25 protein-coding genes are annotated in these 21,394 nt (G+C 42.0%); 6 read left to right on the top strand and 19 right to left on the bottom strand.

The genetic code is table 11. The features are described from left to right. The first annotated feature begins 114 nt into the window (after positions 1 to 114). Together dsbB and HUS61_RS08805 are read left to right on the top strand one after the other, a co-directional pair. Positions 115 to 633, top strand: coding sequence for a disulfide bond formation protein DsbB (gene dsbB / locus HUS61_RS08810; protein ID WP_054562151.1), 519 nt, complete (start codon positions 115 to 117; stop codon positions 631 to 633). Further along, on the top strand, positions 633 to 935 hold the full coding sequence (locus HUS61_RS08805; RefSeq protein WP_055197970.1) for a DUF6170 family protein: 303 nt from the start codon (positions 633 to 635) through the stop codon (positions 933 to 935). Before dsbB ends, HUS61_RS08805 begins: the two co-directional genes overlap by 1 nt. A 28-nt stretch (positions 936 to 963) precedes the next feature. Here HUS61_RS08805 and HUS61_RS08800 read toward each other — a convergent pair whose 3' ends face one another. Then, positions 964 to 1,257 carry a helix-hairpin-helix domain-containing protein gene (locus HUS61_RS08800; protein WP_054562153.1) on the bottom strand — a complete coding sequence of 98 codons (294 nt, stop codon included), beginning with the start codon at positions 1,255 to 1,257 and terminating at the stop codon, positions 964 to 966. A 246-nt stretch (positions 1,258 to 1,503) separates the two neighbouring features. On the opposite strand from HUS61_RS08800, the gene HUS61_RS08795 reads away from it, so the two are divergent. Further along, positions 1,504 to 1,806 (top strand): YebG family protein, encoded by a 303-nt coding sequence (locus HUS61_RS08795; RefSeq protein WP_130166655.1) that lies wholly within the window; start codon positions 1,504 to 1,506, stop codon positions 1,804 to 1,806. A gap of 61 nt (positions 1,807 to 1,867) precedes the next feature. Here HUS61_RS08795 and putP read toward each other — a convergent pair whose 3' ends face one another. Then, complete coding sequence (putP, locus tag HUS61_RS08790) at positions 1,868 to 3,379, bottom strand: sodium/proline symporter PutP (RefSeq protein ID WP_054562154.1); 1,512 nt, start codon at positions 3,377 to 3,379, stop codon at positions 1,868 to 1,870. A gap of 371 nt (positions 3,380 to 3,750) precedes the next feature. Between putP and HUS61_RS08785 the strand changes: the two genes are divergently transcribed. Further along, the gene (locus HUS61_RS08785; RefSeq protein ID WP_175082357.1) at positions 3,751 to 4,974 is read left to right on the top strand and encodes an EAL and HDOD domain-containing protein; all 1,224 of its coding nucleotides are present in this window, start codon (positions 3,751 to 3,753) and stop codon (positions 4,972 to 4,974) included. Positions 4,975 to 5,039: 65 nt separating this feature from the next. Here HUS61_RS08785 and HUS61_RS08780 read toward each other — a convergent pair whose 3' ends face one another. The 10 genes from HUS61_RS08780 to ccmA are packed head-to-tail and all read right to left on the bottom strand — an operon-like array spanning position 5,040 to position 12,755. Further along, positions 5,040 to 5,771: a VacJ family lipoprotein gene (locus HUS61_RS08780; RefSeq protein WP_130166652.1), complete on the bottom strand. Its 732-nt coding sequence runs from the start codon at positions 5,769 to 5,771 to the stop codon at positions 5,040 to 5,042. A gap of 9 nt (positions 5,772 to 5,780) precedes the next feature. Further along, positions 5,781 to 7,043, bottom strand: a complete 1,263-nt coding sequence (gene ccmI / locus HUS61_RS08775) for a c-type cytochrome biogenesis protein CcmI (RefSeq protein ID WP_175082356.1) — start codon at positions 7,041 to 7,043, stop codon at positions 5,781 to 5,783. After that, a complete protein-coding gene (locus HUS61_RS08770) occupies positions 7,044 to 7,505 on the bottom strand; it encodes a cytochrome c-type biogenesis protein (RefSeq protein WP_054562158.1) in 462 nt (153 codons plus the stop codon). After that, positions 7,505 to 8,074, bottom strand: coding sequence for a DsbE family thiol:disulfide interchange protein (locus tag HUS61_RS08765; RefSeq protein WP_130166650.1), 570 nt, complete (start codon positions 8,072 to 8,074; stop codon positions 7,505 to 7,507). Before HUS61_RS08765 ends, HUS61_RS08770 begins: the two co-directional genes overlap by 1 nt. Further along, entirely contained in the window at positions 8,071 to 10,026 is a 1,956-nt protein-coding gene (locus HUS61_RS08760) for a heme lyase CcmF/NrfE family subunit (RefSeq protein WP_175082355.1), read from the bottom strand. The genes HUS61_RS08765 and HUS61_RS08760 overlap by 4 nt, the downstream gene beginning before the upstream one ends. Position 10,027: 1 nt before the next feature. Next, the gene (gene ccmE / locus HUS61_RS08755) at positions 10,028 to 10,507 is read right to left on the bottom strand and encodes a cytochrome c maturation protein CcmE (RefSeq protein WP_054562161.1); all 480 of its coding nucleotides are present in this window, start codon (positions 10,505 to 10,507) and stop codon (positions 10,028 to 10,030) included. Further along, positions 10,504 to 10,707: a heme exporter protein CcmD gene (ccmD, locus tag HUS61_RS08750; protein ID WP_054553244.1), complete on the bottom strand. Its 204-nt coding sequence runs from the start codon at positions 10,705 to 10,707 to the stop codon at positions 10,504 to 10,506. Before ccmD ends, ccmE begins: the two co-directional genes overlap by 4 nt. A gap of 2 nt (positions 10,708 to 10,709) precedes the next feature. Then, positions 10,710 to 11,447: a heme ABC transporter permease gene (locus HUS61_RS08745; protein WP_054553245.1), complete on the bottom strand. Its 738-nt coding sequence runs from the start codon at positions 11,445 to 11,447 to the stop codon at positions 10,710 to 10,712. Between the two features lies 1 nt (position 11,448). Continuing rightward, positions 11,449 to 12,135 (bottom strand): heme exporter protein CcmB, encoded by a 687-nt coding sequence (gene ccmB, locus HUS61_RS08740; protein WP_130166649.1) that lies wholly within the window; start codon positions 12,133 to 12,135, stop codon positions 11,449 to 11,451. Then, complete coding sequence (gene ccmA, locus HUS61_RS08735) at positions 12,135 to 12,755, bottom strand: cytochrome c biogenesis heme-transporting ATPase CcmA (RefSeq protein ID WP_130166648.1); 621 nt, start codon at positions 12,753 to 12,755, stop codon at positions 12,135 to 12,137. Before ccmA ends, ccmB begins: the two co-directional genes overlap by 1 nt. A 102-nt stretch (positions 12,756 to 12,857) precedes the next feature. Between ccmA and HUS61_RS21625 the strand changes: the two genes are divergently transcribed. Both HUS61_RS21625 and HUS61_RS08725 read left to right on the top strand, forming a co-directional pair. After that, the gene (locus tag HUS61_RS21625) at positions 12,858 to 15,641 is read left to right on the top strand and encodes a flagellar hook-length control protein FliK (RefSeq protein ID WP_258535984.1); all 2,784 of its coding nucleotides are present in this window, start codon (positions 12,858 to 12,860) and stop codon (positions 15,639 to 15,641) included. Between the two features lie 5 nt (positions 15,642 to 15,646). Then, a complete protein-coding gene (locus HUS61_RS08725; RefSeq protein ID WP_054562165.1) occupies positions 15,647 to 15,955 on the top strand; it encodes an EscU/YscU/HrcU family type III secretion system export apparatus switch protein in 309 nt (102 codons plus the stop codon). A 29-nt stretch (positions 15,956 to 15,984) separates the two neighbouring features. Here HUS61_RS08725 and HUS61_RS08720 read toward each other — a convergent pair whose 3' ends face one another. Genes HUS61_RS08720 through HUS61_RS08690 form a run of 7 tightly spaced genes read right to left on the bottom strand, consistent with a single transcriptional unit; the run spans position 15,985 to position 21,353 of the window. Further along, positions 15,985 to 16,389: a DUF2802 domain-containing protein gene (locus tag HUS61_RS08720; protein WP_055020709.1), complete on the bottom strand. Its 405-nt coding sequence runs from the start codon at positions 16,387 to 16,389 to the stop codon at positions 15,985 to 15,987. A gap of 15 nt (positions 16,390 to 16,404) precedes the next feature. Further along, positions 16,405 to 16,902: a chemotaxis protein CheW gene (locus HUS61_RS08715; RefSeq protein WP_054553251.1), complete on the bottom strand. Its 498-nt coding sequence runs from the start codon at positions 16,900 to 16,902 to the stop codon at positions 16,405 to 16,407. Between the two features lie 21 nt (positions 16,903 to 16,923). Continuing rightward, positions 16,924 to 17,682: a chemotaxis protein CheW gene (locus HUS61_RS08710; RefSeq protein WP_130166647.1), complete on the bottom strand. Its 759-nt coding sequence runs from the start codon at positions 17,680 to 17,682 to the stop codon at positions 16,924 to 16,926. 2 nt (positions 17,683 to 17,684) lie between these two features. Next, on the bottom strand, positions 17,685 to 18,455 hold the full coding sequence (locus HUS61_RS08705) for a ParA family protein (RefSeq protein ID WP_054562168.1): 771 nt from the start codon (positions 18,453 to 18,455) through the stop codon (positions 17,685 to 17,687). 11 nt (positions 18,456 to 18,466) lie between these two features. After that, positions 18,467 to 19,426 (bottom strand): flagellar motor protein MotB, encoded by a 960-nt coding sequence (locus HUS61_RS08700; protein ID WP_054562169.1) that lies wholly within the window; start codon positions 19,424 to 19,426, stop codon positions 18,467 to 18,469. 6 nt (positions 19,427 to 19,432) lie between these two features. Then, positions 19,433 to 20,197 carry a flagellar motor protein gene (locus tag HUS61_RS08695; protein WP_130166646.1) on the bottom strand — a complete coding sequence of 255 codons (765 nt, stop codon included), beginning with the start codon at positions 20,195 to 20,197 and terminating at the stop codon, positions 19,433 to 19,435. Further along, positions 20,190 to 21,353 carry a chemotaxis response regulator protein-glutamate methylesterase gene (locus HUS61_RS08690; protein WP_175082354.1) on the bottom strand — a complete coding sequence of 388 codons (1,164 nt, stop codon included), beginning with the start codon at positions 21,351 to 21,353 and terminating at the stop codon, positions 20,190 to 20,192. The genes HUS61_RS08695 and HUS61_RS08690 overlap by 8 nt, the downstream gene beginning before the upstream one ends. Positions 21,354 to 21,394: the final 41 nt, after the last annotated feature.

Raw genomic sequence — 21,394 nt, 5'->3', positions numbered from 1 at the left:
TGATTAATAAAAAGGAGCCAGTCGGCTCCTTTTTCGTATAATTTCATCTTAGATACTTGCACCCACTGCCCTGTCTAAGCATAATCTTGAAAACAATTTGAAATTGGAACTTTCATGAATTGGTTAGCAGAATTAGCAACTAAAAGAACACCTTGGTTATTATTAGCCGTTATTTCCCTCGCATTTGAAATCACTGCGTTATTTTTTCAATACAACATGGGCCTTGAGCCATGCATCATGTGTATATATCAACGTACCGCTGTTTTAGGCTTACTTGCAGCGGGTGTGATTGGTGCAATTAACCCACAAAATATGGTTGTTCGCTTAGTCGCATTTGCCACTTGGGGTGTCTCTGCAATTTGGGGTTACTTTATTGCCAAAGAACACATTGCAATGCAAAACAATACTGACCCTTTTGCATTTAGCTGTGCATTTGAACCTAACTTCCCAAGTTTTATGCCTTTGCACGAATGGATCCCTAGCTTCTTTGCCGCTACTGGTGATTGCGGAAATATCGATTGGCAGTTTGCTTCTATGAGTATGCCAGCATGGATGGAAGTGATTTTTGCAGCATTTTCAGTGGTATTTGTGGCTGTTCTAGTTAGCCGATTAGTGAGCAAAAAGTCGCTATAATGATTTATTTTTTTACTAGCCAAATCCCTGCTTTAAAAAGCTTTAAAGTAAGGCAACGCCAGCAAATTATTGCCCTTGCTTTGGCTCATTTAAGCCCAAGTAAAAAGATCATTTTATCAGTATGTAAGCTTGCCTTTTTAGCACCATTATTTTTAGGCTTGGCCTACTTTGAAGGCTGGATGCTTATTCCTTGGTTATTGTTAGCGGGCTTAAGTTACCCACTCATCACAACACCTATCGAAAACATGTTCGCATTAGCGCATTTAGACAAAGCTATCGATGAATTTAAACAGGGCGAATAACGCCCTGTTTAGGTGTATAGCCCGCTATTTATAGTGTAATTTTCCCCTCAAGTTTAGCAAATAGCTTATCGCCAATTCCTTTTACTTCTTTTAATTGCTCTACCGACTTAAACGGACCTTGCTTTTTACGGTGCTCAACAATCGCTTTAGCTTTTGACTCTCCAATACCCGGTAATTGAGTAAGTTGATCTATGCTGGCTTTGTTTATACTGAGCTTTTGCATTTTAACTTGTGTTGCTTCGGTTGGTTTAACGGCGAATGCCGATGTAGCAGGTAGTAACGCAATGCTTGTGGCAAGTAAAATACTTGATAGTAATTTCATAATTTCCTCCATGATGTCCATCTTGGACAGGTAGTTAGCTATTACCCAACACTCACTCCATCGCTTGTGTTTAACTTTGGGTAACAATTTAAATAAAGCTAATGTCCCTATTATTGTCAAATTTGCTGAATAAAATTTTTCTCAAGTTACTTGCAAAGTAAGCCCCGAAGCATTACTGTATATAAAAACAGTAATCAAAGTAGCGGTATTACGCTGCAAATGCCACGCTTAAATGCAGGAGAAATCATGGCTGTTGTTGTTAAATATGTTGTAGAAAGAAACGGAGTCGAGCGCATGACGTTTACTACTAAGAAAGAAGCTGATGCGTATGACAAAATGCTCGACATTGCTGAGTCATTAGAACTAATGCTTGAAAAAGTTGATGTACCATTAAGCGAGCAACAAATTGAGTCACTGGCGCTTGAAATGGCAAAAGAAAAAGACCAATTTATGGCGGTACTTAAAGGTGCAAAAGACACCCCAGCTAAGCCTAAAAAAGCAAAGTCAGACGACAACGTTGCTGATATAAAAGAAAAAGCGGCAAGCTAAACGCAAATTTAGATCATAAAAAAGGGCAACAGATGTTGCCCTTTTTTGTGTTTAATCAAAACTACAGTGACGACTCAACTTCATCAAATAAGTCTGTAATTTCTTTTTTCGGCTCAGCAGTTGTAAGGCTAACAACAACAATAGCAATTGTTGATAAAATAAAGCCTGGGACAATCTCATAAATGATTGCACTTAATGCTTGGCCATCAATTGTAATTGGCGCGTAAATCCAAAACAGCACTGTTGCAGCACCAACAACCATACCACTAATAGCGCCTTGTAAGTTCATACGCTTCCAGTAAAGGCTCAGTAATACGAGTGGACCAAATGCAGCACCAAAACCAGCCCATGCATTACTCACTAAATCTAAGATAGAGCTATCGCGGTCATAGGCTAGGTAAATAGCAAATAGAGCAACCAAAATAACACTAATACGACCTACTAAAACCAGCTCTTTTTGAGATGCACTACGGTTTAAGTAAATCTTATAAAAATCTTCGGTTAGTGAGCTTGAACAAACTAATAACTGTGATGAAATAGTACTCATAATCGCCGCTAAAATAGCTGCCAATAAGAAGCCGGCAATTAAAGGGTGGAAGATAAGCTCAGACAACACTAGGAAAATCGTTTCTTTATCATCAATTGGCATTTGGTTTTCAAGCATATAAGCAGCACCAAATAGACCTGTTAGCACAGCACCAATAGCTGAAAGCGTCATCCACGACATACCCACACGGCGCATAGTCGGCATATCTTTCACAGAGCGCACAGACATAAAACGCACAATAATATGTGGTTGACCAAAATAACCAAGGCCCCAAGCCATGGCAGAAATAATCGCTATCGTTGAACCACCTGCAAACCAATCCATCATATTAAGTGCATGAATTTCTGATTCTTTTGGTGAGCTTAATAATAAGTCATAGCGTGCATTTGCAAGTGTATCCATAACTGGCTGATCAAGCATGGTAAACGTTGCAATTGGCACAGCCAGCAACGAGATAAACATGATACAGCCTTGTACAAAGTCAGTCAGGCTCACTGCTAAGAAGCCACCAAACAAGGTATATAACACGACAACACCGGTTGTGATGTACAGACCCATTTCGTAGCTCATATTAAATGAGTTTTCGAACAACTTGCCGCCTGCAACAACACCTGATGAGGTATACAAGGTGAAGAAAACAATGATTACAATCGCAGAGATCACACGCAGAATATTTTTATTATCATCAAAGCGGTTCGCAAAGTAATCTGGAATGGTGATTGAGTCATTCGCCTTTTCTGTGTAAACACGTAAACGAGGCGCGACTAGGAAGTAGTTAGCCCAAGCACCGAGTACTAGACCTATGGCAATCCAAACCTTGCTTAAACCAAACAAATACATTGCACCCGGTAGACCCATTAGCAGCCAACCACTCATGTCTGATGCGCCAGCTGAAAGCGCAGCAACACTTGGTGATAAATTACGACCACCTAGCATATAGCCTGATACATCGTCGGTAGATTGCTTATAAGCATACAGCCCAATCCCCAGCATGACGATGAAGTACATTGCTAACGAAATTATCATTCCTGTTTCCAAATTAGCCTCCAAAAGTTGTTTAATGTTGGCTTTTAATCCGAATAATGACTCGCAAGTTATTTAATTTTAAGACATTATTGGGGTAAAAACCGATATCACCCATGACTATAACATGCTTCCCCCCTACAACTCCAATCAAGCAGTTCAATGGCAGGGTTTACAATTTCAACCTTTTCATAACAAAAATATGATATTTAATCGCAAGTTATAGAATTCAATTGCAATTTATCCTAGTCTTAAGATCAGAATAAAATCAGTATTTATCCTCAAATACTCGCATTTAATTAATGCTATTTCAGGCACAATGACATATATTGCTGATGGATAAATGAATTAACCGAAGTGGACATGCCAGGACTATGTATTTTTACGCTGCACGCCAACCTATTTTAGATAAGGAAAAGAAACTTGTCGGCTACGAACTCCTTTTTAGGGATGGCGTAGATAACGTGTTTCCAGACATTGATGGCGATGAAGCAACATCACGACTCATTGAAGGTAGTCAGTTCAATTTTGGTTTAGAAGATTTAACGGATAACAAACCAGCTTACATTAATTTCACTTTAGATACACTCCAAAAAGGCTACCCTTTATTACTGGGTAAAGAACAAGTCGTTGTCGAAATTCTTGAAACTATTCAACCAGGTAAACGTTTACTTGCTCTGGTTAAAGATTTAAAAGAGCGTGGTTACACACTGGCCCTTGATGATTACATTCATCAACCTGTCTGGCGCCATTTTTATCCGTATATCGATATGATCAAAATTGACTTTTTAACCACAGACAAAGAGTCGATTGAAGCGGTTATTGAAGCGATAAAACCTCACCCGCACATCAAGTTGCTTGCCGAAAAAGTCGAAACTTACGAGAAATACCAACTTGCCCTAGAAATGGGTTTTAGTTACTTTCAAGGCTTTTTCTTTTCAAAACCGGAGATGGTACAAAGTAAAACTTTGCCACCTTCTGAGATGGCTCTTGCCGAGCTCCTATACGAAACATCAAGTATTGATTTAAACCTTAGAAAAATCACTGAGGTGTTTGAACGTGACGTTAACTTATCTTATAAGCTATTACGCTATTCAAACTCCGCAGCATTTAAACGCCGTGCCGAAATCAGCACAATCAAGCAAGCGCTTATCGTATTAGGAAGCGAAGAAATTAAACGTTTCTTGTCGCTGTTATTTGCAGCTCAAGTATCTGCAGATAAACCTGCTGAACTGATCCGCCTGTCGCTAACCCGAGCACGGTTTGCTGAATTACTGGCAATTAGTCATGGTAAGTTACGCGATACAGGTATGGCTTTCTTAACAGGCATGATGTCATTAATGGATGCTATCTTAGATGAAGATATGCCAAGCGTTATGAATAAGTTACCGCTGACCAACGAAATTAAAGACGCTCTACTTAAAGATGAAGGCTTACTCGCTACCTATCTAAACTTTGTAAAATTCTATGAGCAAGCAAATTGGGAAAAAGCGAAAGAAATCCAACAACAGTTGGGCCTTAAGCCAGAAGAAGTACCGGACGCTTACCACGACGCATTAAGTTGGTCTAATGACCAGATGAGTGTGTTTGGAGACTGATGAATATCAATCTATTAATGATATAAAAAATGCCAGCAATTGCTGGCATTTTTATTTGAATAATCTTAAAGATTCTCTAAGAAGTCTTCGTCAAAATCATCCGGCTCTTTTTCTACTGGCGGATTACCATCATGTAGCTCATATAATTGACGCTGGAAGTAAATATCCTTCACGAAAATATATGGGTCTAACGACTCGTTTAATAAGCTCTCTTGTGGCATTAATGAAGCACGGGCCTCAACCGCTTTCAGCGCGAACACTAGTATTGTCTGTGGTGTTGTTAACGTGATTTCAGGTAACACAAAGTTATCTACCACATCACCTGTTAGGTTTCGTGCTGTACTTGGCCCCATACCTGGGATCATCAAGTATGCGCCATCACCTACACCCCATACACCTAAGGTTTGACCAAAGTCTTCATCGACAATTTCTAAACCCAGCGATGAAGCGACATCAAAAAAGCCGAGTAAACCTACCGTAGAGTTCACTAAAAAGCGCGCTAGGCTAATACCCATATTACCAGGTTTACCTTGCAGGCCAGCATTGACCATATCCGTTGGTGCAGTGATGTTATCGGTAAAATTAACAATGCTACGTCTTACCGGTGTTGGCGTTACTGTAACGTAGCCAACGGCTGCTGGGCGAAGAATATAAGCATCAAGCACGTCCATATTAAAATCATACATAGGACGGTTGAACGACTGTAATGGGTCTCGCTCATCCGCTTTTTCTTCAGGTATTTGTGCGCATCCTGCAAGCACTACAAAAAAGATAAAAAATATACTGTGCCTAAACATCGGCTATCCTTAAGGTATTAACTCATTAATTAGCAACGAATATTCTTTTACGTTTGCACGCTCTAAAACATCCGACTTGCCTTCCAACTCGCCGCTAGAAGTTACCACAGTTGCATCTTTTGATAAACGCGCAGTTAAAATAATTTTATCGACACTTGATAGATTCAAGCCTTCAACCATGGCATTGCTATCACTCAACGTCACGGTTAACGGAAAGCTATATTCGGTCATTTTTACCACAGCTAATGGCATTTGTGGACCACTGGCTGCTTTTGCAAAAACAAATAACGTGCCGTTTTGTGGCAGCGAATCTGCAAGTGCAGAGTCTAAATCAACCGTGATGCTAATTTCACTGTTTGAAGCTTCTGCGAGTTTTGTATTTGTAACTTGCTGCTCGTTATTTAAATGGGCATCAATTTCAGCAATTCGCTCTGCAATCATGCTATAACGCGGGTCGTTTTGCTGCATACTTGCAAGCAGTACTTCAAACGCAGTTTTTGCTTGCAGCCAATCTTTACGCTCATAAGCAATTAGGGCTAGCAATGAGATAGCATCAATATTGGTCGGCTCTGCTTTTAACACTCTCGATAACATAGTCGCCGCACGAGACATATTCGCATCACTGCCTTCCATTAGCAGGACTTGCGAGTAGCTGATCAGCACTTGCTTGTTATCTGGGTTCATTTTAAGAACCTTATCAAATGACTGCATTGCCATATCAAATTCATTTAATGACATCGCAACACGACCTAGCAGCATCCACGCCACTTCATCATCACCACTTTGATCAAGCTTGGTACGCAATGCTAAAGCAAATGCTTGCAGCTCATTCGGTGTTAACGGCTCACCATCTTGCATTACGGCACGCTCACCATACGACTTAAGGTTTGCCATCGCGTCATGCCAGCCTTTAATTTGCTGCTGACTACCCGTGTAGCCATAAAAGATAGCCGTTAAAACAATTAAAAAGCCTGCGCCAGTAAGGGCAAAAATACGGTTGTTACCTTTACTATTTAGCGCTTTTTCTGGAGACAACTCATTGAGTAAACGACGCTTTTGTTCGATAACTGACTCATCGTGCATTTGTGCATCAATACGCTGGTTATCTAAGTCAGCTTTAAGCTCGTCTAAACGTTGATGATAAATTCGGATTAACTCCGAGTTTGCATTGTGATCAAGGCGTTGAATACGTTCGCGTTTAAAAAACGGAACGACAACAAATAGCAATGCAACCAGTGTGAGTAAAACAAAAGAAGCCCACATTAATGCCATCTAGCTTTGCTCCTGACGTTGATTTTGTTCAATTAACTTTGCAAGCAGTGCCTCGTCTTGCTCTGTCCATGTTTGTTTTACAGATGCCTTACGTTGGCGTAAAACAATAAAGCCAAAGCCAAGTACCACAATTAATACTGGCAATACCCATAACACTAAGGTTGCAGGTGTTACTGGTGGATCGTAATGTACGAAGTAACCGTAACGGTCAATCATATAATCGATGACTTCATCTTTGCTTTTGCCATCTTTTACCAGCGTTAACACTTTGTCACGTAAGTCTTTGGCTACAACGGCGTCTGAATCGGCAATGTTCTGGTTTTGACATTTAGGGCAACGCAGCTCTTTGGTTAGTTCACTAAAGCGAACAGCTTGCTCTTTATCATCAAATTGATACTTGTCTTGCTCTGCAAATGCGCTAAACGTGATGAGCAAACTTGCTAAAAAAATCACGAGTCTCATTACTGTAACTCCTGCATTAACGGTGCGAATTTGGCTCGCCACACACGCGGATTAATATCGCCGGTATGGTGTAGCAAAATAGTGCCTTGCTTATCGACTAAAAAGGTCTCTGGTGCGCCAGACACACCTAAATCAAGGGCTAATGTGCGTTTTAAATCTAAGATATTAAATTGATATGGGTCGCCAGCACGATTAAGCATGCTAGTGACATCTTCGCGTAGTGCGTTAATATCAAACTGACCATCAAAGTCAGGGTCATAGCCTTGCTCGTAGTATAAGCCAACAATCTTAACGCCCTGCTCTCTAAGCTCGGTTAAATAGCCTAACTCAGCTAAACAGGTCGGGCACCATGTGCCCCACACATTTAGTAAGTAAACTTCACCTTTTAAATCACTATCTGTCCAACGCTTTGACTCATCCATCAAATCTGGCAGATTAAAAGCTGGCATAGCCTGCCCAATACGCCCTGTTTGCAGCTCACGCGGGTTAGCAAACAAACCTTGATATAAAAACACACACAGTAAAACGAAAACCAGTAAAGGTGCTAGTGCGAGTAGTTTACGGTTCATGCTGAAGCCTCCTGCTTAGTCGATTTTTGGCGGTAGCGTTTATCACCAAGTACTAAAAAGCCTGCCAGTGAAATCAAGATACCACCGAGCCACATCCAACGAACATAAGGCTTATGGTAAATACGTAACGACCACGCACCTTGGCTTAATTGCTCACCAAGCGCTAGATATAAGTCACGTGTGAAGCCTGCATCAACAGCCGCTTCAGTCATAAACTGCATACCAATGTCATAACGGCGTTTTTCAGCATGTAAAACGGTTACTTGTTTATCGTTTTTCAGCACTGTGACAACCCCAGCATGGCCGCTATAGTTAGCACCGCGAATAGACTTAACACCATCAAAGCGGTACTGGTATTCATTTAAAGCCACAGTATCACCCGGCTTCATTGATACATCACGCTCTACTGAATAAGCAGAGGTTAACGTTACACCTGCAATTACGAACGCTAAACCAACGTGGCCTAAAACCATCGCCCAATAGCTTAGCCCTAAACGTTTAAAGCCTTCGCCTAAGGTTTTGTGAATAGTTACTTTTGCCGCTAAATCAACCACTGTAGTAACAACAATCCATACCGCTAGCGTAGTTGCAATAAAGGTAATAGGCGCAATTACATCGTAACTTGAATATAACCACGCTGCCGTAGCCACGAGACTAACTACAGCCGATAGTGCAAACTTGTTTTGCAACATCGACCACTTGTTTTGTTTCCAACGTAACAGCGGACCCATACCCATTAAAATGGCAAACGGTACCAGTAAAATAGCAAACATCTTATTGAAGAACGGCTCACCAATCGAAATGCTACCTAAGCCAAGTTCTTTGTGGATCATTGGCAGTAATGTACCTAGCAATACAATCAGCGTTGCCACAACTAAGAAAATATTATTTAGCCAAAGCGCAACTTCACGTGAGGCAAACTTATAACGGCCTTCACTTTTCACCTGTGAAACGCGTAATGCATAAAGCGATAAACCACCACCAACGACAATGGCTAAGAAAGCTAAAATAAACATACCGCGGTTAGGATCTGAGGCAAAAGCATGCACAGATACAATGATACCCGAGCGAACAATAAAGGTACCCAGTAAGCTTAACGAAAATGCTGCAATAGCCAACAATACGGTCCACGACTTAAACACACCACGCTTTTCGGTGGTTGATAATGAGTGCAGCAATGCTGTTGCCACAAGCCATGGCATTAATGATGCGTTTTCAACTGGATCCCAGAACCACCAGCCACCCCAGCCAAGTTCTGAGTATGCCCACCAACTACCAATGGTAATACCGAGTGTTAAAAAGCCCCATGCTGTCATAGTCCAAGGACGAGACCACTTAGCCCAAGTATTATCAAGCTTACCTGTAAGTAACGCTGCAATAGCAAATGAGAACGACACAGATAAACCCACATAGCCCATATAAAGCAATGGCGGGTGAATGATCATACCCGGGTCTTGCAATAACGGGTTTAAATCGCGACCTTCAACAGGGAAATAAGGCAATAAGCGCTCAAATGGGCTCGACATTAATAAGGTGTATAACATAAAGCCAACACCTAAAAAGCCTAGTACACCCAGTACACGAGCACGTAATACCCAAGGTAATGATTGCGAACGCATAGCAACTACAGCGGTCCAACCCGCTTGCATTACTAACCAGAGTAAAATTGCCCCTTCATGACCACCCCATGTCGAGGTTATCTTGTAGTACCAAGGTAAGGTGCTACTTGAGTGATAAGCAACATACGAAACAGTAAAGTCGTCGGTTAAACTGGCATAAACAAGTGCAGCAAAAGACAAAAGTACAAATACGAATTGTCCAATTGCCAGTGATGGGGCGGCACGCATTAAACGTAAATTGCCGGTATGCGCGCCCCACAAAGGAAAAATACACAATAGAACACTGAGCACCATGGCCAGTGTTAAAGAAAAATAACCGAGTTCTGGGATCATATTAATTGCCGTTATCTAAGTTATACGTCGGTTTTTCGTGCTTGATACCCTTCACAGCTTCAGCAACTTCTGCAGGCATGTACTCTTCATCATGCTTTGCAAGTACTTCAAAGGCATCAATTTCATTGGCTTTAACTAGCACGCCCTGCGCCACAATCCCTTGGCCTTCACGGAATAAGTCCGGCAAAATCCCTTGATAATTAATTGTCACCATAGGGCCTTTATCAATCAGTTTAAAGCTTACCTTTAAGCTTGATTCGTCACGAACAACTGAGCCAGGTACAACCATGCCGCCAATACGTAGCTTCTGACCAATATGCGGTTTTTCTTTGTTTGGTCCTTTACCCTCAACAAGTTCACTTGGGGTATAGAATAAATTGATGTTTTCTTGCAGTGCGTACAGCACTAAACCAATCGTTGCACCCACACCAAAAATAATGGCTACAACAGCTAATAAACGTTTTTTACGTCTTGGATTCATTGCCCTGCCTCTTGCTTCGCTTTCTTAATGCGCTCTTCACGTTGTGCTTGCTGCTTTACTGAAGAGAAAATACGTTTTGTATCGTTTAACGAACTAAATAAAATACCAAGTAAAATTAATGCACAGCTACCAAAAGACAACCATACATAAAAGCCATAGCCACCCATGGCAATAAAATCTGCAAAAGAATCAAACTGCATGATTAACCTCGCTCAACCATATCACGCACCCAAGGGCGATGCTTTTCACGTTGGAGAATTTCGTTTTTAAGACGGATTAACGTCACCACACCAACAAAACCTGCAAACGCAACAATGTTAACCATTAATGGCCAAAACATGCTTGGATCAATAGCTTTAGTATCAAACTTTGTAATGGTTGCACCTTGATGCAAGGTATTCCACCACTCCACCGAGAAGTGAATAATCGGTAAGTTGATAACCCCAACAATGGCTAAGATACAAGCAGCACGCCCCGCTGCTTTTTTATCTTCAAAAGCATGATAAAGCGATAACACACCAAGGTATAAAAATAACAGAATTAACTCAGAGGTAAGACGTGCATCCCACACCCACCATGCGCCCCACATAGGTTTACCCCATGCTGCACCGGTAATTAATGCTATCGCTGTCACACATGCCCCGACAGGTGCAATTGCAATCACTGCAAGTTCTGCATTACGTAATTGCCATACTAGTGCGATCACTGCTGCAATCGCCATAGAAGAGTAAGCGCCCATAGATAAAATAGCTGAAGGCACATGGATAAAAATAATTCGGTAGCTGTCTTTTTGTTGGTAATCGGCTGGGGCATAAGCAAGCCCCCAGACCCATCCAACAATCATACAAACCACCGTAACGACGGCGAAATAAGGCAGTAAGGTGTTACACAATTGGTAAGCACGATCTGCTTTTGCGTAGGGATGTAACCACTTCCACATATTAACTTACACTCACTTTCAATGCTGACGATATGGCAATTGGCGCCGCTATAATCGCTACGATTAGCATGGCACCAAGGATTGCAAGCTGTCCGCTATAGGCAAGCTCCATAGAGCTGGTATCAATAGCCGAGGTTGCAAAAATTAGTACAGGGATATACAAAGGCAAAACAAGCAAACTCATTAAAATGCCGCCTTTTTGTAGTCCCACAGTAAGTCCAGCGCCAATTGCACCAATGAAGCTAAGCAATGGCGTACCTAACAATAAGGTCAGAACGGTTGCTAAAAGCGCTGAACTTTCTAAATTCAATAACAAAGCAAATACCGGGGTCATTAACACTAAAGGCAACCCCGTGATCACCCAATGCGCTGCCACCTTTGCAAGGACAGTTAACGGTAATGGGTATGATGAAGCAATTAATTGCTCTAGTGTTCCGTCGTGATAATCATCACGAAATAGCTTATCTAAGCCCAACATAGTCGAGAGTAACGCAGCGACCCAAATAATGCCCGGTGCCATACGAGCAAGTAGACCGGGTTCAGGGCCAATTGCTAACGGAAAAAGTGTAATAACAATAAGAAAAAACAAGATAGGGTTAACGATTTCAGCACGCTGACGAAACGCTAATTTAAGATCTTTAGAAAAAACCGCAGTGAATAATTGCCAATACGAATGCTGTTTTACCATCAGTGGCGATACTCCAAAGTCACTGTTTGTAGGTCACTAAAATGTGTCGTTAAGTCTTGGTGGGTAGTTAAAAGAATCCCGCCACCAGCATTTAGGTGCTCAACAAAGCGTTCTTGTAAAAATGCCACACCGCTTTTATCAAGGGCCGTAAATGGCTCATCAAGGATCCATAGTTTGGCACTATTCAGCCACAGTCTTACTAAAGCGACACGGCGCTGTTGCCCTGCTGACAACATACGAACAGGCACATCCTCAAGACCTACTAAGCCTATTTTTGCTAGGATCGGATACAAGTCTTGTTTGCTATCGTAGCCATTAATTTTTAGCCAAAATGCGACATTCTCAAGGGCAGTAAGTTGTGTATTTACACCCGTTTTATGGCCGATGAATAATAACTCTTGTGCATATTCATCATAGTATTTTGTAATCGAGCGTTCTTGGAACAAAACATCGCCTTCATCCGCCATAGCGAAACCCGCGATAATACGCAATAATGATGTTTTACCAGCCCCATTCGGACCAGCTAATTGCATAATTTGTCCCGATTTCAAGCTGAAATTAAGATCCGCAAACAAACAACGATCTTGCTTGATGCAGGTGACGGCCTTAATGTGTAACAAGATGACGATTCTCTATACCCAAAATTAGGCGTTAGTCTACCATAATGATAGGGTAATACGAATATTGCTTTAAAACGATTAACTTATATTTGATCTAAAATAATGAATAAACAAAGCCAGTTGACTCTCAGCACTCAGCTTAATCTAGACCCAAAAGCAATCAGCAGTGCATCACAGCAATCACCTAATGATGCCTTAAAAATGCTGGCTGAGCAGAGCTTAACTGCCCGAAATATCGTAATTGGTAAGCAAAGCATGCAAATGGACGTGCTAATCAATAACTCATGGCAAACACTGCGCTTATCAACAGAGCAAGAAAATCTTAAAACTGAGCGCTTTTTAGCGGCCAATATTCAATTAAGTAGTGATGGTAAACAGCTGACTATCACACCAGCACCGCTGACGATTACACTTGGCAAAAGCCAGCAATTACAAGCACTACTGAACTTGCTAACGCAAGGGAGCGCAAATACAAATATGCCGCACCCTGCTCAGATTGCGCCAAGTAAACCTTTACTACAACTACCAACATTAAAAGCTGAGTTTGCTCTTAACAATAGCCTGGTTGCTCTTTTAAAAGCTGAAGCACCACTTAAAGCCATTTTGCTGCCTGCTACCAACCAACAAAATAGCTTTAATTTAAACATAATTAATCGCTTTGGGGATTCACTCCATCAGCAAAGTGTTAGCCAACAAAAAGTAGCCGAGTTGGTGGCTAAGCTAACCCCTGAAATGAATTTAAAATTAGCTGGGCAACAAGTACAGTTAAGCGTTGCAAACAAGCAAAGTAATGTACTAACTTTACCGCTACCTACAATATCGCCAAAACAAGCTAAGCAAATTCAAGCCCAGTGGCAATTTCATCCTCATGCATTAAAACTAATACCCCAGCAAGTTAAAAATACTATTGAACTTATAAATAAAGCACCTGTGCAACAAATACTGTTAAAGAACTCGTTGTCAGAGACATTCAATCAAGCATTAAAAAGCCAAGCTGTTGAACCTAAGAATACGTTGATAGCGCCATCGAGCAGCTCAAATTCCCCCATTAGCTCTTGGCTAAAAGACAGTTTTGCTGATTTAAAAACGCGTATTAGTGATGCTGTGCGCTATTTTGAAAAGCTCCCCGCTACCACCAAAGCGGCTGTTAACCAGTCAACGCATCAGCTGATTGAAAGCAAAAATACGATTAGCCAACTGGGCTTTAATGCTAATAAAATCAATATAGTAAAGTTTGCCGCTATTCAACAAAGCACGCCACAACACGCCGCCCCCCAAGTATCGCAAACAATCAGTGGGCCAGTTTCAGCAAATACGCCATTACCTGCGACTAAACAGACAGAACCATTAACCGAAAGTCAGTCTACAAAGCAAGTTAGCTTACCCGTGAGTTATAACAAGGCTCCACCTTTAATACAGTTACTGCAACGGATAAAAGTCAGTTTAGAGCCGCTTGTTAGCGCGCAGCGCCCTGCTACTCAAATAGCAATCAATAGTAAAGCGCAAACTCCTGCTTTGAATAAAGATACGGCTTTACAAAAAGCACCTGTAGACAACAAAGCGGTTAGCGGCGCTGTTACTGCCATGAAATCTGACAAACCAGCCTCAGAGCAGCTCGCTCAAGCTAAAAATAACCTTGCTAATTCAGTAGTTAAAAATCTGAGTGAGCAGATTACACAAACTAAACAAGCGACATTAAACTCAGCGCCCAACCCTACTGCACAAAATGCAAAGCCTGATTTAAAAGGGGCACCTGCTCCTTCGGAACAACAAGCTGATCGAGCAATAAAAACAGTGGCTAAAAACCTTGTAGCGGCAACGCCTAATGAACAAATAAAACAGAATAACTCAGCGACTCGAGCGCCAACTGAGCAAACCGCAGGATTACAAAAAGTTGCTCAGCAGCAAACTCAATTACATGCCCCCTACTTAGCTTTGAAAGAACCAAACTTGAGCCAGCCATTGTTGCCGATAAGACCGATTGAGGCCACGCTGATTGCTAAGCTATTACCGCTTCCTGAAAGCAAACCTTTAGCAAGCACACCTCTACCGGTGCAATTAACAGAAAAACTTGTAGCTCTGAGTGAGCAAAACACATCGTCTTCGGTAGATTTGAATCGACTCGTAAATCAAGCATTTAATCGCATGATCTCGAGTCAAAACATGCACCCTACTACGATTGAACGAGAGCTTTTAAGTATCCTCAGGCCAACAGCATTACCCAGCCAGACTCAGCAAGCGAGCTTTAGCCAAGGGTTAGAACAATTAGCAGTGGCTTCACTTGCCGCGCCAATTATTAATCAAGCACCAACCAACCTTAGTTTTAATAATCAGACTGGTCTTGATGCCTTACTGCAAGTGTTAGTGCCCAACTTTAAAGCCGTTAACGGTAATAAATTACTCGAGCAGCTACAGCAGCCTGCGATGCAAGCCATGGCGGCTGAAGCTTCACAACTAAAAAACACGTTGGCTCAGGTGCAAACAACACCTATCAATCAGCAACAAGATAACAGTGCTTTAGCGCAGTTTTTCTTACCGATGAAGTTACCTCCTGAAACAGGGCAAACAGAAATCAGCTTAGGACAGTATAAAAAGCCAAGTAAAAATAAACTCGAAGCGAAAAATGTCTGGTTTGTGCGATTAAACTTTGATTATGCTCAGCTTGGCAAGTTACAAATTACCGCAGAGGTGATGGATAAAGCGGTTGATTGCCAGTTGCTAGCGTCTTCACAAGAAGTGACAGCGCTTGCTCATCCGCATTTAGAAACGCTGCGTCATAAATTAGCAGGCCATGGCTTAAATGTAGGTGAGTTAAACTTGCAACAAGGGACGTCAAGCCACCAAGCTTTTTATAAATCCCATGCGATTATTAACATTAAGGTGTAATTCTTATGAGTGAACAAGCGGTGCATAAATCAGCAATTGGCTTACTCTACGAAGCTGGTAGCTCGCCACGAGTAACCAGTAAAGGCTTTGGTGAATTGGCTGAAGAAATCGTTAAACTTGCTGAACAAAAAGGTATTTTGATACACCAAGATGCTGATTTAGCACAAACCTTATCGCACCTTGAGTTAGGTGAAGAAATCCCGAAAGAGCTCTATTATGTCATTGCCGAGTTAATTGCTTTTTCGTACGTATTGCGTGGTAAATTTCCACCTGGTTGGCAAGATTTTCAGGGTAAGCTCAACATTCAAGCCTAGTGCTCAAATGTACTCAAATAAAAAGCGCCTTATTGGGCGCCTTTTTGTTTATGAAGTGACATGAGTAGCTCAGCTTCGGCTCTGGGTAATTCGCATTCACGAATTATTTCTTCTAAATCAGCGCCTAGCTCAACCATTTTAACCGCTCGCGAATAAATTTTCGCATTCGGATCATCATATTTTTGTGCATCTTGTAGCTGTTCAAGCTCTTTACTTTTTTCTTCAACAGCAACAACGCGTTTGCCAATACTCAGCATGCCGGCCCGCATCTCAGCCACTTCGCTACGTAAAATACTCAATTGCTGTTGAGCTTCTTGTAACTGTTTTTGCTTGGCTTGAATTGCCGCCGCTTGCTTATTGTTATTGACAAAAATAAGCCCCAAACACACTAATACAAGTAAGATTGAGGCACCAAACAAAGAGTATAACAGCATATAATTTCCAAACGCTTATAGTGCGCTTAGCTCGTCCCACTCATCGTCATTTAATAATTTATTAAGATCAACCAAGATCAGTAACTCACCATCACGGTTAGATACACCTTGGATAAACTTAGCACTTTCTTCTGTGCCAATATTTGGCGCACTGTCAATTTCAGAGCTACGTAGGTAAACCACTTCTGCGACACTGTCGACTAAAATACCAATCACTTGCTTTTCAGCTTCAATGATAACGATACGAGAGTTATCAGTGACCTCAGCACCCATTAAGCCAAAGCGTGCACGAGTGTCGATAACAGTAACAACATTACCACGTAGGTTAATAATACCTAATACATAAGAAGGCGCACCTGGTACAGGAGCAATTTCTGTATAGCGAAGTACTTCTTGTACTTGCATTACGTTAATACCGTACGTTTCTTCTTCAAGTTTAAAGGTTACCCACTGTAACACTTCATCGTTGCTATCAGCGTTTTTATTTGCTGACAGTAGTCTTTCTTCACTCATGCTATTACTCCGTAAAAATAGTTACTGCTCACGGCTGTCTAAGCCCTGCTCTAGCAATTGATTTAAATTTTCAACGTCAATCAAGGCGCACATTTTCTCTTTGATAACACCTGCAAGCCAAGGCCGCTTACCTGATTTTGCTCGCCATTTTACATCTTCTTTACGAAGCGTAATATTATTTACGAGCTTTTCAGCCAATAATCCCCATTGACTGTCACCTAAGGTGATTAAATACTGATAATCTAATGATTGTTCTAATTTTTCATCATACTTTTCTGGCATAACCCAACGTGCAGTATCAACAACATTTAGTTTTTCTTCACGGTTTAGCATTACACCTTTAAACCATTTAGGTTTACCAAATAATTGGTTAACCTCAGCCAGCTGATGAATTCCCCCTAATGCTTTTAACGGTACAGCAAGCGTTAACCCTGCAACCTCAAAGAATAATGCCTGAAATTCACCATCAAAATAGTCTTCTTGACGATCAGACGAGGTTTTTGCAACCAGTTCAGCTTTAGGTTCTGTGACTATATCTTTGATATTAGCTTGGTTCTCGGTTTTCTCAAGCTCTTTAGTCGGTTCTGGGGGTGGTAAAACAGGTTCTGGAGTAGGCTGAACGTCTGTCAGCTTTTCTTCCGTCTTAGTTTCAGGCTCTTTAACCTGCTCCAGCAGCTTTGCGACTGGCTCAAGATTTTGGTCTGTAGGCTCATCTTCACACAACAAAGCGCCCAAATATTGGGTCATCACTTTTTCATTGGCAAATAAATGCTTACTCATCTTTAACCTTGTGCAACTAAGTAATCAAGCAGCGCGCGATAGGCAAATACCCCACGCGAACGCGGGCAAAATTGAATCGGCACTTGTTGTGCTAAACTAGCATCTCTAAACTTTGTATCGACAGGCACCACGCCTGACCATACTTTATCTTTGTAATTATCCTGCAGAGTCTTGTAAGCTTCAAGTGATGCTTTAGTACGTTTATCGTACATTGTAGGAATAATTGTATATTGGTACTGTTTTGCTTGCGATGTTTGCATCAACTCCATCGTACGCATCATACGATCAAGCCCTTTTAAGGCCAGAAATTCTGTTTGTACTGGCACTAAAATTCGCTCACTAGCTGCAAGAGCATTGACCATCAAAACCCCTAAAACAGGCGGGCAATCAATAATTGCATAGTCATAATGGTCGCTAATTTTGGCCAGTGCTTTTTTTAGTATTAAGCCCATACCATTTTTATTGCCCATGCTTCTATCAAGCGTCGCGATTGCCATCGTCGCAGGTAAGATATCAAGGTTTTCAAGTGTTGATGGACATAGAGCCTGTAAAATTTCTTCACTGGCCATGTTATTGCCGCGCGCAAAGATATCATACACGCTAACTTCTAAGTCTTCTGAATCTATACCAAAATAATAAGTCAATGATGCATGCGGATCGGTGTCAATAAGTAACACGCGTTTTCCTTGTAAAGCGAGAATACCAGCAAGGCTAACGGCTGTTGTTGTTTTCCCTACCCCACCTTTTTGATTCGCTACGGTCCAAACTTTCACATCACACCTTATTATTGTTCATTGCGCGTGGTAATCCTAATGCCACCATGTGGTAATTGAATCACTTTAATGCTGTTATCATCGCTTGGCAACTCAATTTCTGTCGTCTGTTGCGGTTGGTTTTGTGACTCTTGTTCAGTATTTTCTGGCTCTTTTGGCGGTAAACCATATTTAGACAATGCAACAACCACTTTGCGGTTTTCTGCGCGGCCTTGCTCAGTGTCATTACTTGCGAAGGGCGAATACTGCCCGTAGCCTTCAATAGCCATACGTGCAGGGTTAATGCCTAAACTCTCAAGCTCAACCAGTACAGATGTAGCCCGCGCTACAGATAGCTCCCAGTTTGAGCGAAACATCTCATTACGAATACCTTCGTTATCGGTATAACCACGCACGCGAATGTAGTTATCAACCGGCGCGATAATATCTTTCACTAAACCAACAACTTGCTTGGCACGCTGCTGTGCAACAGCACTGCCCGATGAAAATAACATACCTGAACTTAATTCGATGATAAGCCAATCTTGGTGAAGCTCTAAACTCGCTTCGCCATCACGAATTTCATCAATAAGCGCAGACTGTAATTTAGTAAGTAAGCTGTCGAGAGGCTTGCCAAGATGTTTTTTCTCAATATTGCTGGTTTCGCTTTGTCCATCGAGTAATTCAGGACCCTGCTCATCTTTACGAATGCTCTCACCGTATAGAATGTCGTTCTCAGGACTAACTCTATCAGTTAATATGCCTGTACCGTTAACCCCAGTGCCAACCTGTTGTTGCTGACGAGCTGATTTTTCGAACACCTGCTCCAGTGAGTCTGAGAGAATCTGAAAGTCTTCATTTTTACTAATTGCGATAGCATACATGACCACAAAAAAAGCAAACATGATGGTCATGTAATCGGCATAAGAGACAAGCCAGCGTTCAGTATGTTGGTTTTTTGACGTGTTATGACGCAGACGACGGCGCATCATAATAAATTACTCGTCAACTAAGCTTGGGCGCTCTACACGGTACGCCTCAAGTTTTAGTTCGATATTTAGTGGGCTTTCACCTTGCGAAATAGCAATAATGCCTTCAGCAAGTAGTTCATGATACAGCATTTTTTGCTCAACTTGTTGCTTAAGTTTATTCGCCATCGGCAAGAATAATAAGTTAGCTAAACCAACACCGTAAATAGTAGCGATAAACGCAGTAGCCACACCGGCACCCAGCTTTTCAGGATCGGTGATAAATTGCATAGCCTGAATCAAACCGAGTACCGCACCTAGAATACCAATTGTAGGGCTATAACCGCCCATGGCTTCGTAAACTCGGCTTACCTCAAGTAAGCGCTCGCGTTCAAGCATTAAATCAATTTCAAGGGTATCTCTAAGCTTTTGCTCATCAACCCCATCAACAAGTAGACTCAAGCCTTTTGCCGCATACGGGTCTGAATGCGACAGCGCATCAGACTCAAGGGCTAAGTACCCTTCTTGGCGTGCTTTGTGTGACCAACGCTTTACTTGTTCAATGGCTGCATCAATATCGTGATACGGCGGAAAGAACACCCAATGACTGATCTTCAGTGTTTTAGTAAAAACACTTGCAGGGGTTTGAAGCATCACAGCCCCAAGCGTACCACCGAGTACGATGATAAGCGCAGGACCATTAAACAGTGCAGAAACAACCCCGCCCTCTAATGCATAACCAAAGGCGATGGCACTTATCGCGACAATTAAGCCAAGAAAAGATAGCTTATCCACAGCCAGTCTCACGCGTTAGGCGAGCTGCAACATCAGTGAGTGCTAAGCTCTCGCTCGCCAGCCCCGCATTTGCAACAGCTTGTGGCATACCATACACCACACTGGTTTTTTCATCTTGCGCCCAAATAGTAGCACCGACTTGCTTAAGCATACGCGCACCATCACGGCCATCTGCGCCCATGCCCGTTAAAACTACAGCTAGCACATCACCACCAAAGGTTTTTGCAGCACTAGCAAAGGTCACGTCAACGCTCGGTTTGTAAGTAATACGCGGACTGTCGTCTTCAAACACACGCAGTGTGCGAGAGCCGCCTCGTCCTTCTATTAGCATTTGTTGACCTCCTGGCGCTAAATAAGCGGTACCAGGCACTAAACGGTCACCATTTTGCGCTTCTTTCACATTGATTCTGCATAAGCCATTAAGGCGTGCAGCAAAAGCAGGTGTAAACGCAGCTGGCATATGCTGAATAAGCAAAATAGGATGCGGAAAGTTAGCTGGCAGCTGAGTTAAAATTGTTTGTAGCGCTACAGGCCCACCGGTTGATGTGCCAATAGCAACTAACTGATATTGCTTGCCCGAAGCGCGAATATTACTCGTACTCGAAGACGATGCGGCAGGCGAACTAGCAGGAGCTGGACGGCTAAAGCTGCGATCAGGTTGAACAATACCGCTACTCGTATTTGCAGTGCTACTGCTCCTTGATGCAGGAGCCGGAGTTGGTCGCGAAATAGGTGCTGGGCGCGAAAAACGAGAAAGGCGACGGCGACCAATTTCTTTTACTTTATTTTGCAAAAGTGCGATTGCATCTTCATTGTTGCGTGCAATGTCTTCAAATTTTTTCGGTAAAAAATCTAACGCCCCAGCATCCAGTGCATCTAGGGTTGCGGTTGCACCATCACGAGTGAGTGATGAGAACATTAAAATAGGAGTTGGTGTTGCTGCCATTATTTCTTTCACGGCACTAATGCCATCAAGAACCGGCATTTCAACATCCATAGTAATCACATCAGGTTTTAGTTCACGGGCTTTATCTACCGCTTCACGGCCGTTTACGGCAAAACCTATCACTTGAATATTGCTGTCTTGCTCTAAAATTTCGCTTACACGACGGCGAAAAAAGCTTGAATCATCAACAACTAATACTTTGACTGCCATTGGCACTCTCTTGTTTTATATCATTCAAAGTGCAGCTAAAT

The sequence above is a fragment of the Pseudoalteromonas sp. 0802 genome, assembly GCF_013350085.1.
Lineage (GTDB): Bacteria > Pseudomonadota > Gammaproteobacteria > Enterobacterales > Alteromonadaceae > Pseudoalteromonas.
Note: the sequence above shows the minus strand (reverse complement) of the source record. Positions and strands in the feature narration are given on the sequence as shown.

Bases quoted from the DNA above. Each gene is read 5' to 3' on its own strand.
- ccmE (WP_054562161.1), bottom strand. From the start codon at position 10,507: ATGAATCCAAGACGTAAAAAACGTTTATTAGCTGTTGTAGCCATTATT.
- ccmI (WP_175082356.1), bottom strand. From the start codon at position 7,043: ATGGCATTAATGTGGGCTTCTTTTGTTTTACTCACACTGGTTGCATTG.
- HUS61_RS08690 (WP_175082354.1), bottom strand. From the start codon at position 21,353: ATGGCAGTCAAAGTATTAGTTGTTGATGATTCAAGCTTTTTTCGCCGT.
- HUS61_RS08700 (WP_054562169.1), bottom strand. From the start codon at position 19,426: ATGATGCGCCGTCGTCTGCGTCATAACACGTCAAAAAACCAACATACT.
- HUS61_RS08715 (WP_054553251.1), bottom strand. From the start codon at position 16,902: ATGAGTGAAGAAAGACTACTGTCAGCAAATAAAAACGCTGATAGCAAC.
- HUS61_RS21625 (WP_258535984.1), top strand. From the start codon at position 12,858: ATGAATAAACAAAGCCAGTTGACTCTCAGCACTCAGCTTAATCTAGAC.
- HUS61_RS08780 (WP_130166652.1), bottom strand. From the start codon at position 5,771: ATGTTTAGGCACAGTATATTTTTTATCTTTTTTGTAGTGCTTGCAGGA.
- HUS61_RS08725 (WP_054562165.1), top strand. From the start codon at position 15,647: ATGAGTGAACAAGCGGTGCATAAATCAGCAATTGGCTTACTCTACGAA.
- HUS61_RS08785 (WP_175082357.1), top strand. From the start codon at position 3,751: ATGTATTTTTACGCTGCACGCCAACCTATTTTAGATAAGGAAAAGAAA.
- HUS61_RS08800 (WP_054562153.1), bottom strand. From the start codon at position 1,257: ATGAAATTACTATCAAGTATTTTACTTGCCACAAGCATTGCGTTACTA.
- HUS61_RS08745 (WP_054553245.1), bottom strand. From the start codon at position 11,447: ATGTGGAAGTGGTTACATCCCTACGCAAAAGCAGATCGTGCTTACCAA.
- dsbB (WP_054562151.1), top strand. From the start codon at position 115: ATGAATTGGTTAGCAGAATTAGCAACTAAAAGAACACCTTGGTTATTA.
- HUS61_RS08710 (WP_130166647.1), bottom strand. From the start codon at position 17,682: ATGAGTAAGCATTTATTTGCCAATGAAAAAGTGATGACCCAATATTTG.
- HUS61_RS08720 (WP_055020709.1), bottom strand. From the start codon at position 16,389: ATGCTGTTATACTCTTTGTTTGGTGCCTCAATCTTACTTGTATTAGTG.
- HUS61_RS08770 (WP_054562158.1), bottom strand. From the start codon at position 7,505: ATGAGACTCGTGATTTTTTTAGCAAGTTTGCTCATCACGTTTAGCGCA.
- HUS61_RS08795 (WP_130166655.1), top strand. From the start codon at position 1,504: ATGGCTGTTGTTGTTAAATATGTTGTAGAAAGAAACGGAGTCGAGCGC.
- ccmD (WP_054553244.1), bottom strand. From the start codon at position 10,707: ATGCAGTTTGATTCTTTTGCAGATTTTATTGCCATGGGTGGCTATGGC.
- putP (WP_054562154.1), bottom strand. From the start codon at position 3,379: ATGATAATTTCGTTAGCAATGTACTTCATCGTCATGCTGGGGATTGGG.
- HUS61_RS08765 (WP_130166650.1), bottom strand. From the start codon at position 8,074: ATGAACCGTAAACTACTCGCACTAGCACCTTTACTGGTTTTCGTTTTA.
- ccmB (WP_130166649.1), bottom strand. From the start codon at position 12,135: ATGGTAAAACAGCATTCGTATTGGCAATTATTCACTGCGGTTTTTTCT.
- HUS61_RS08805 (WP_055197970.1), top strand. From the start codon at position 633: ATGATTTATTTTTTTACTAGCCAAATCCCTGCTTTAAAAAGCTTTAAA.
- HUS61_RS08760 (WP_175082355.1), bottom strand. From the start codon at position 10,026: ATGATCCCAGAACTCGGTTATTTTTCTTTAACACTGGCCATGGTGCTC.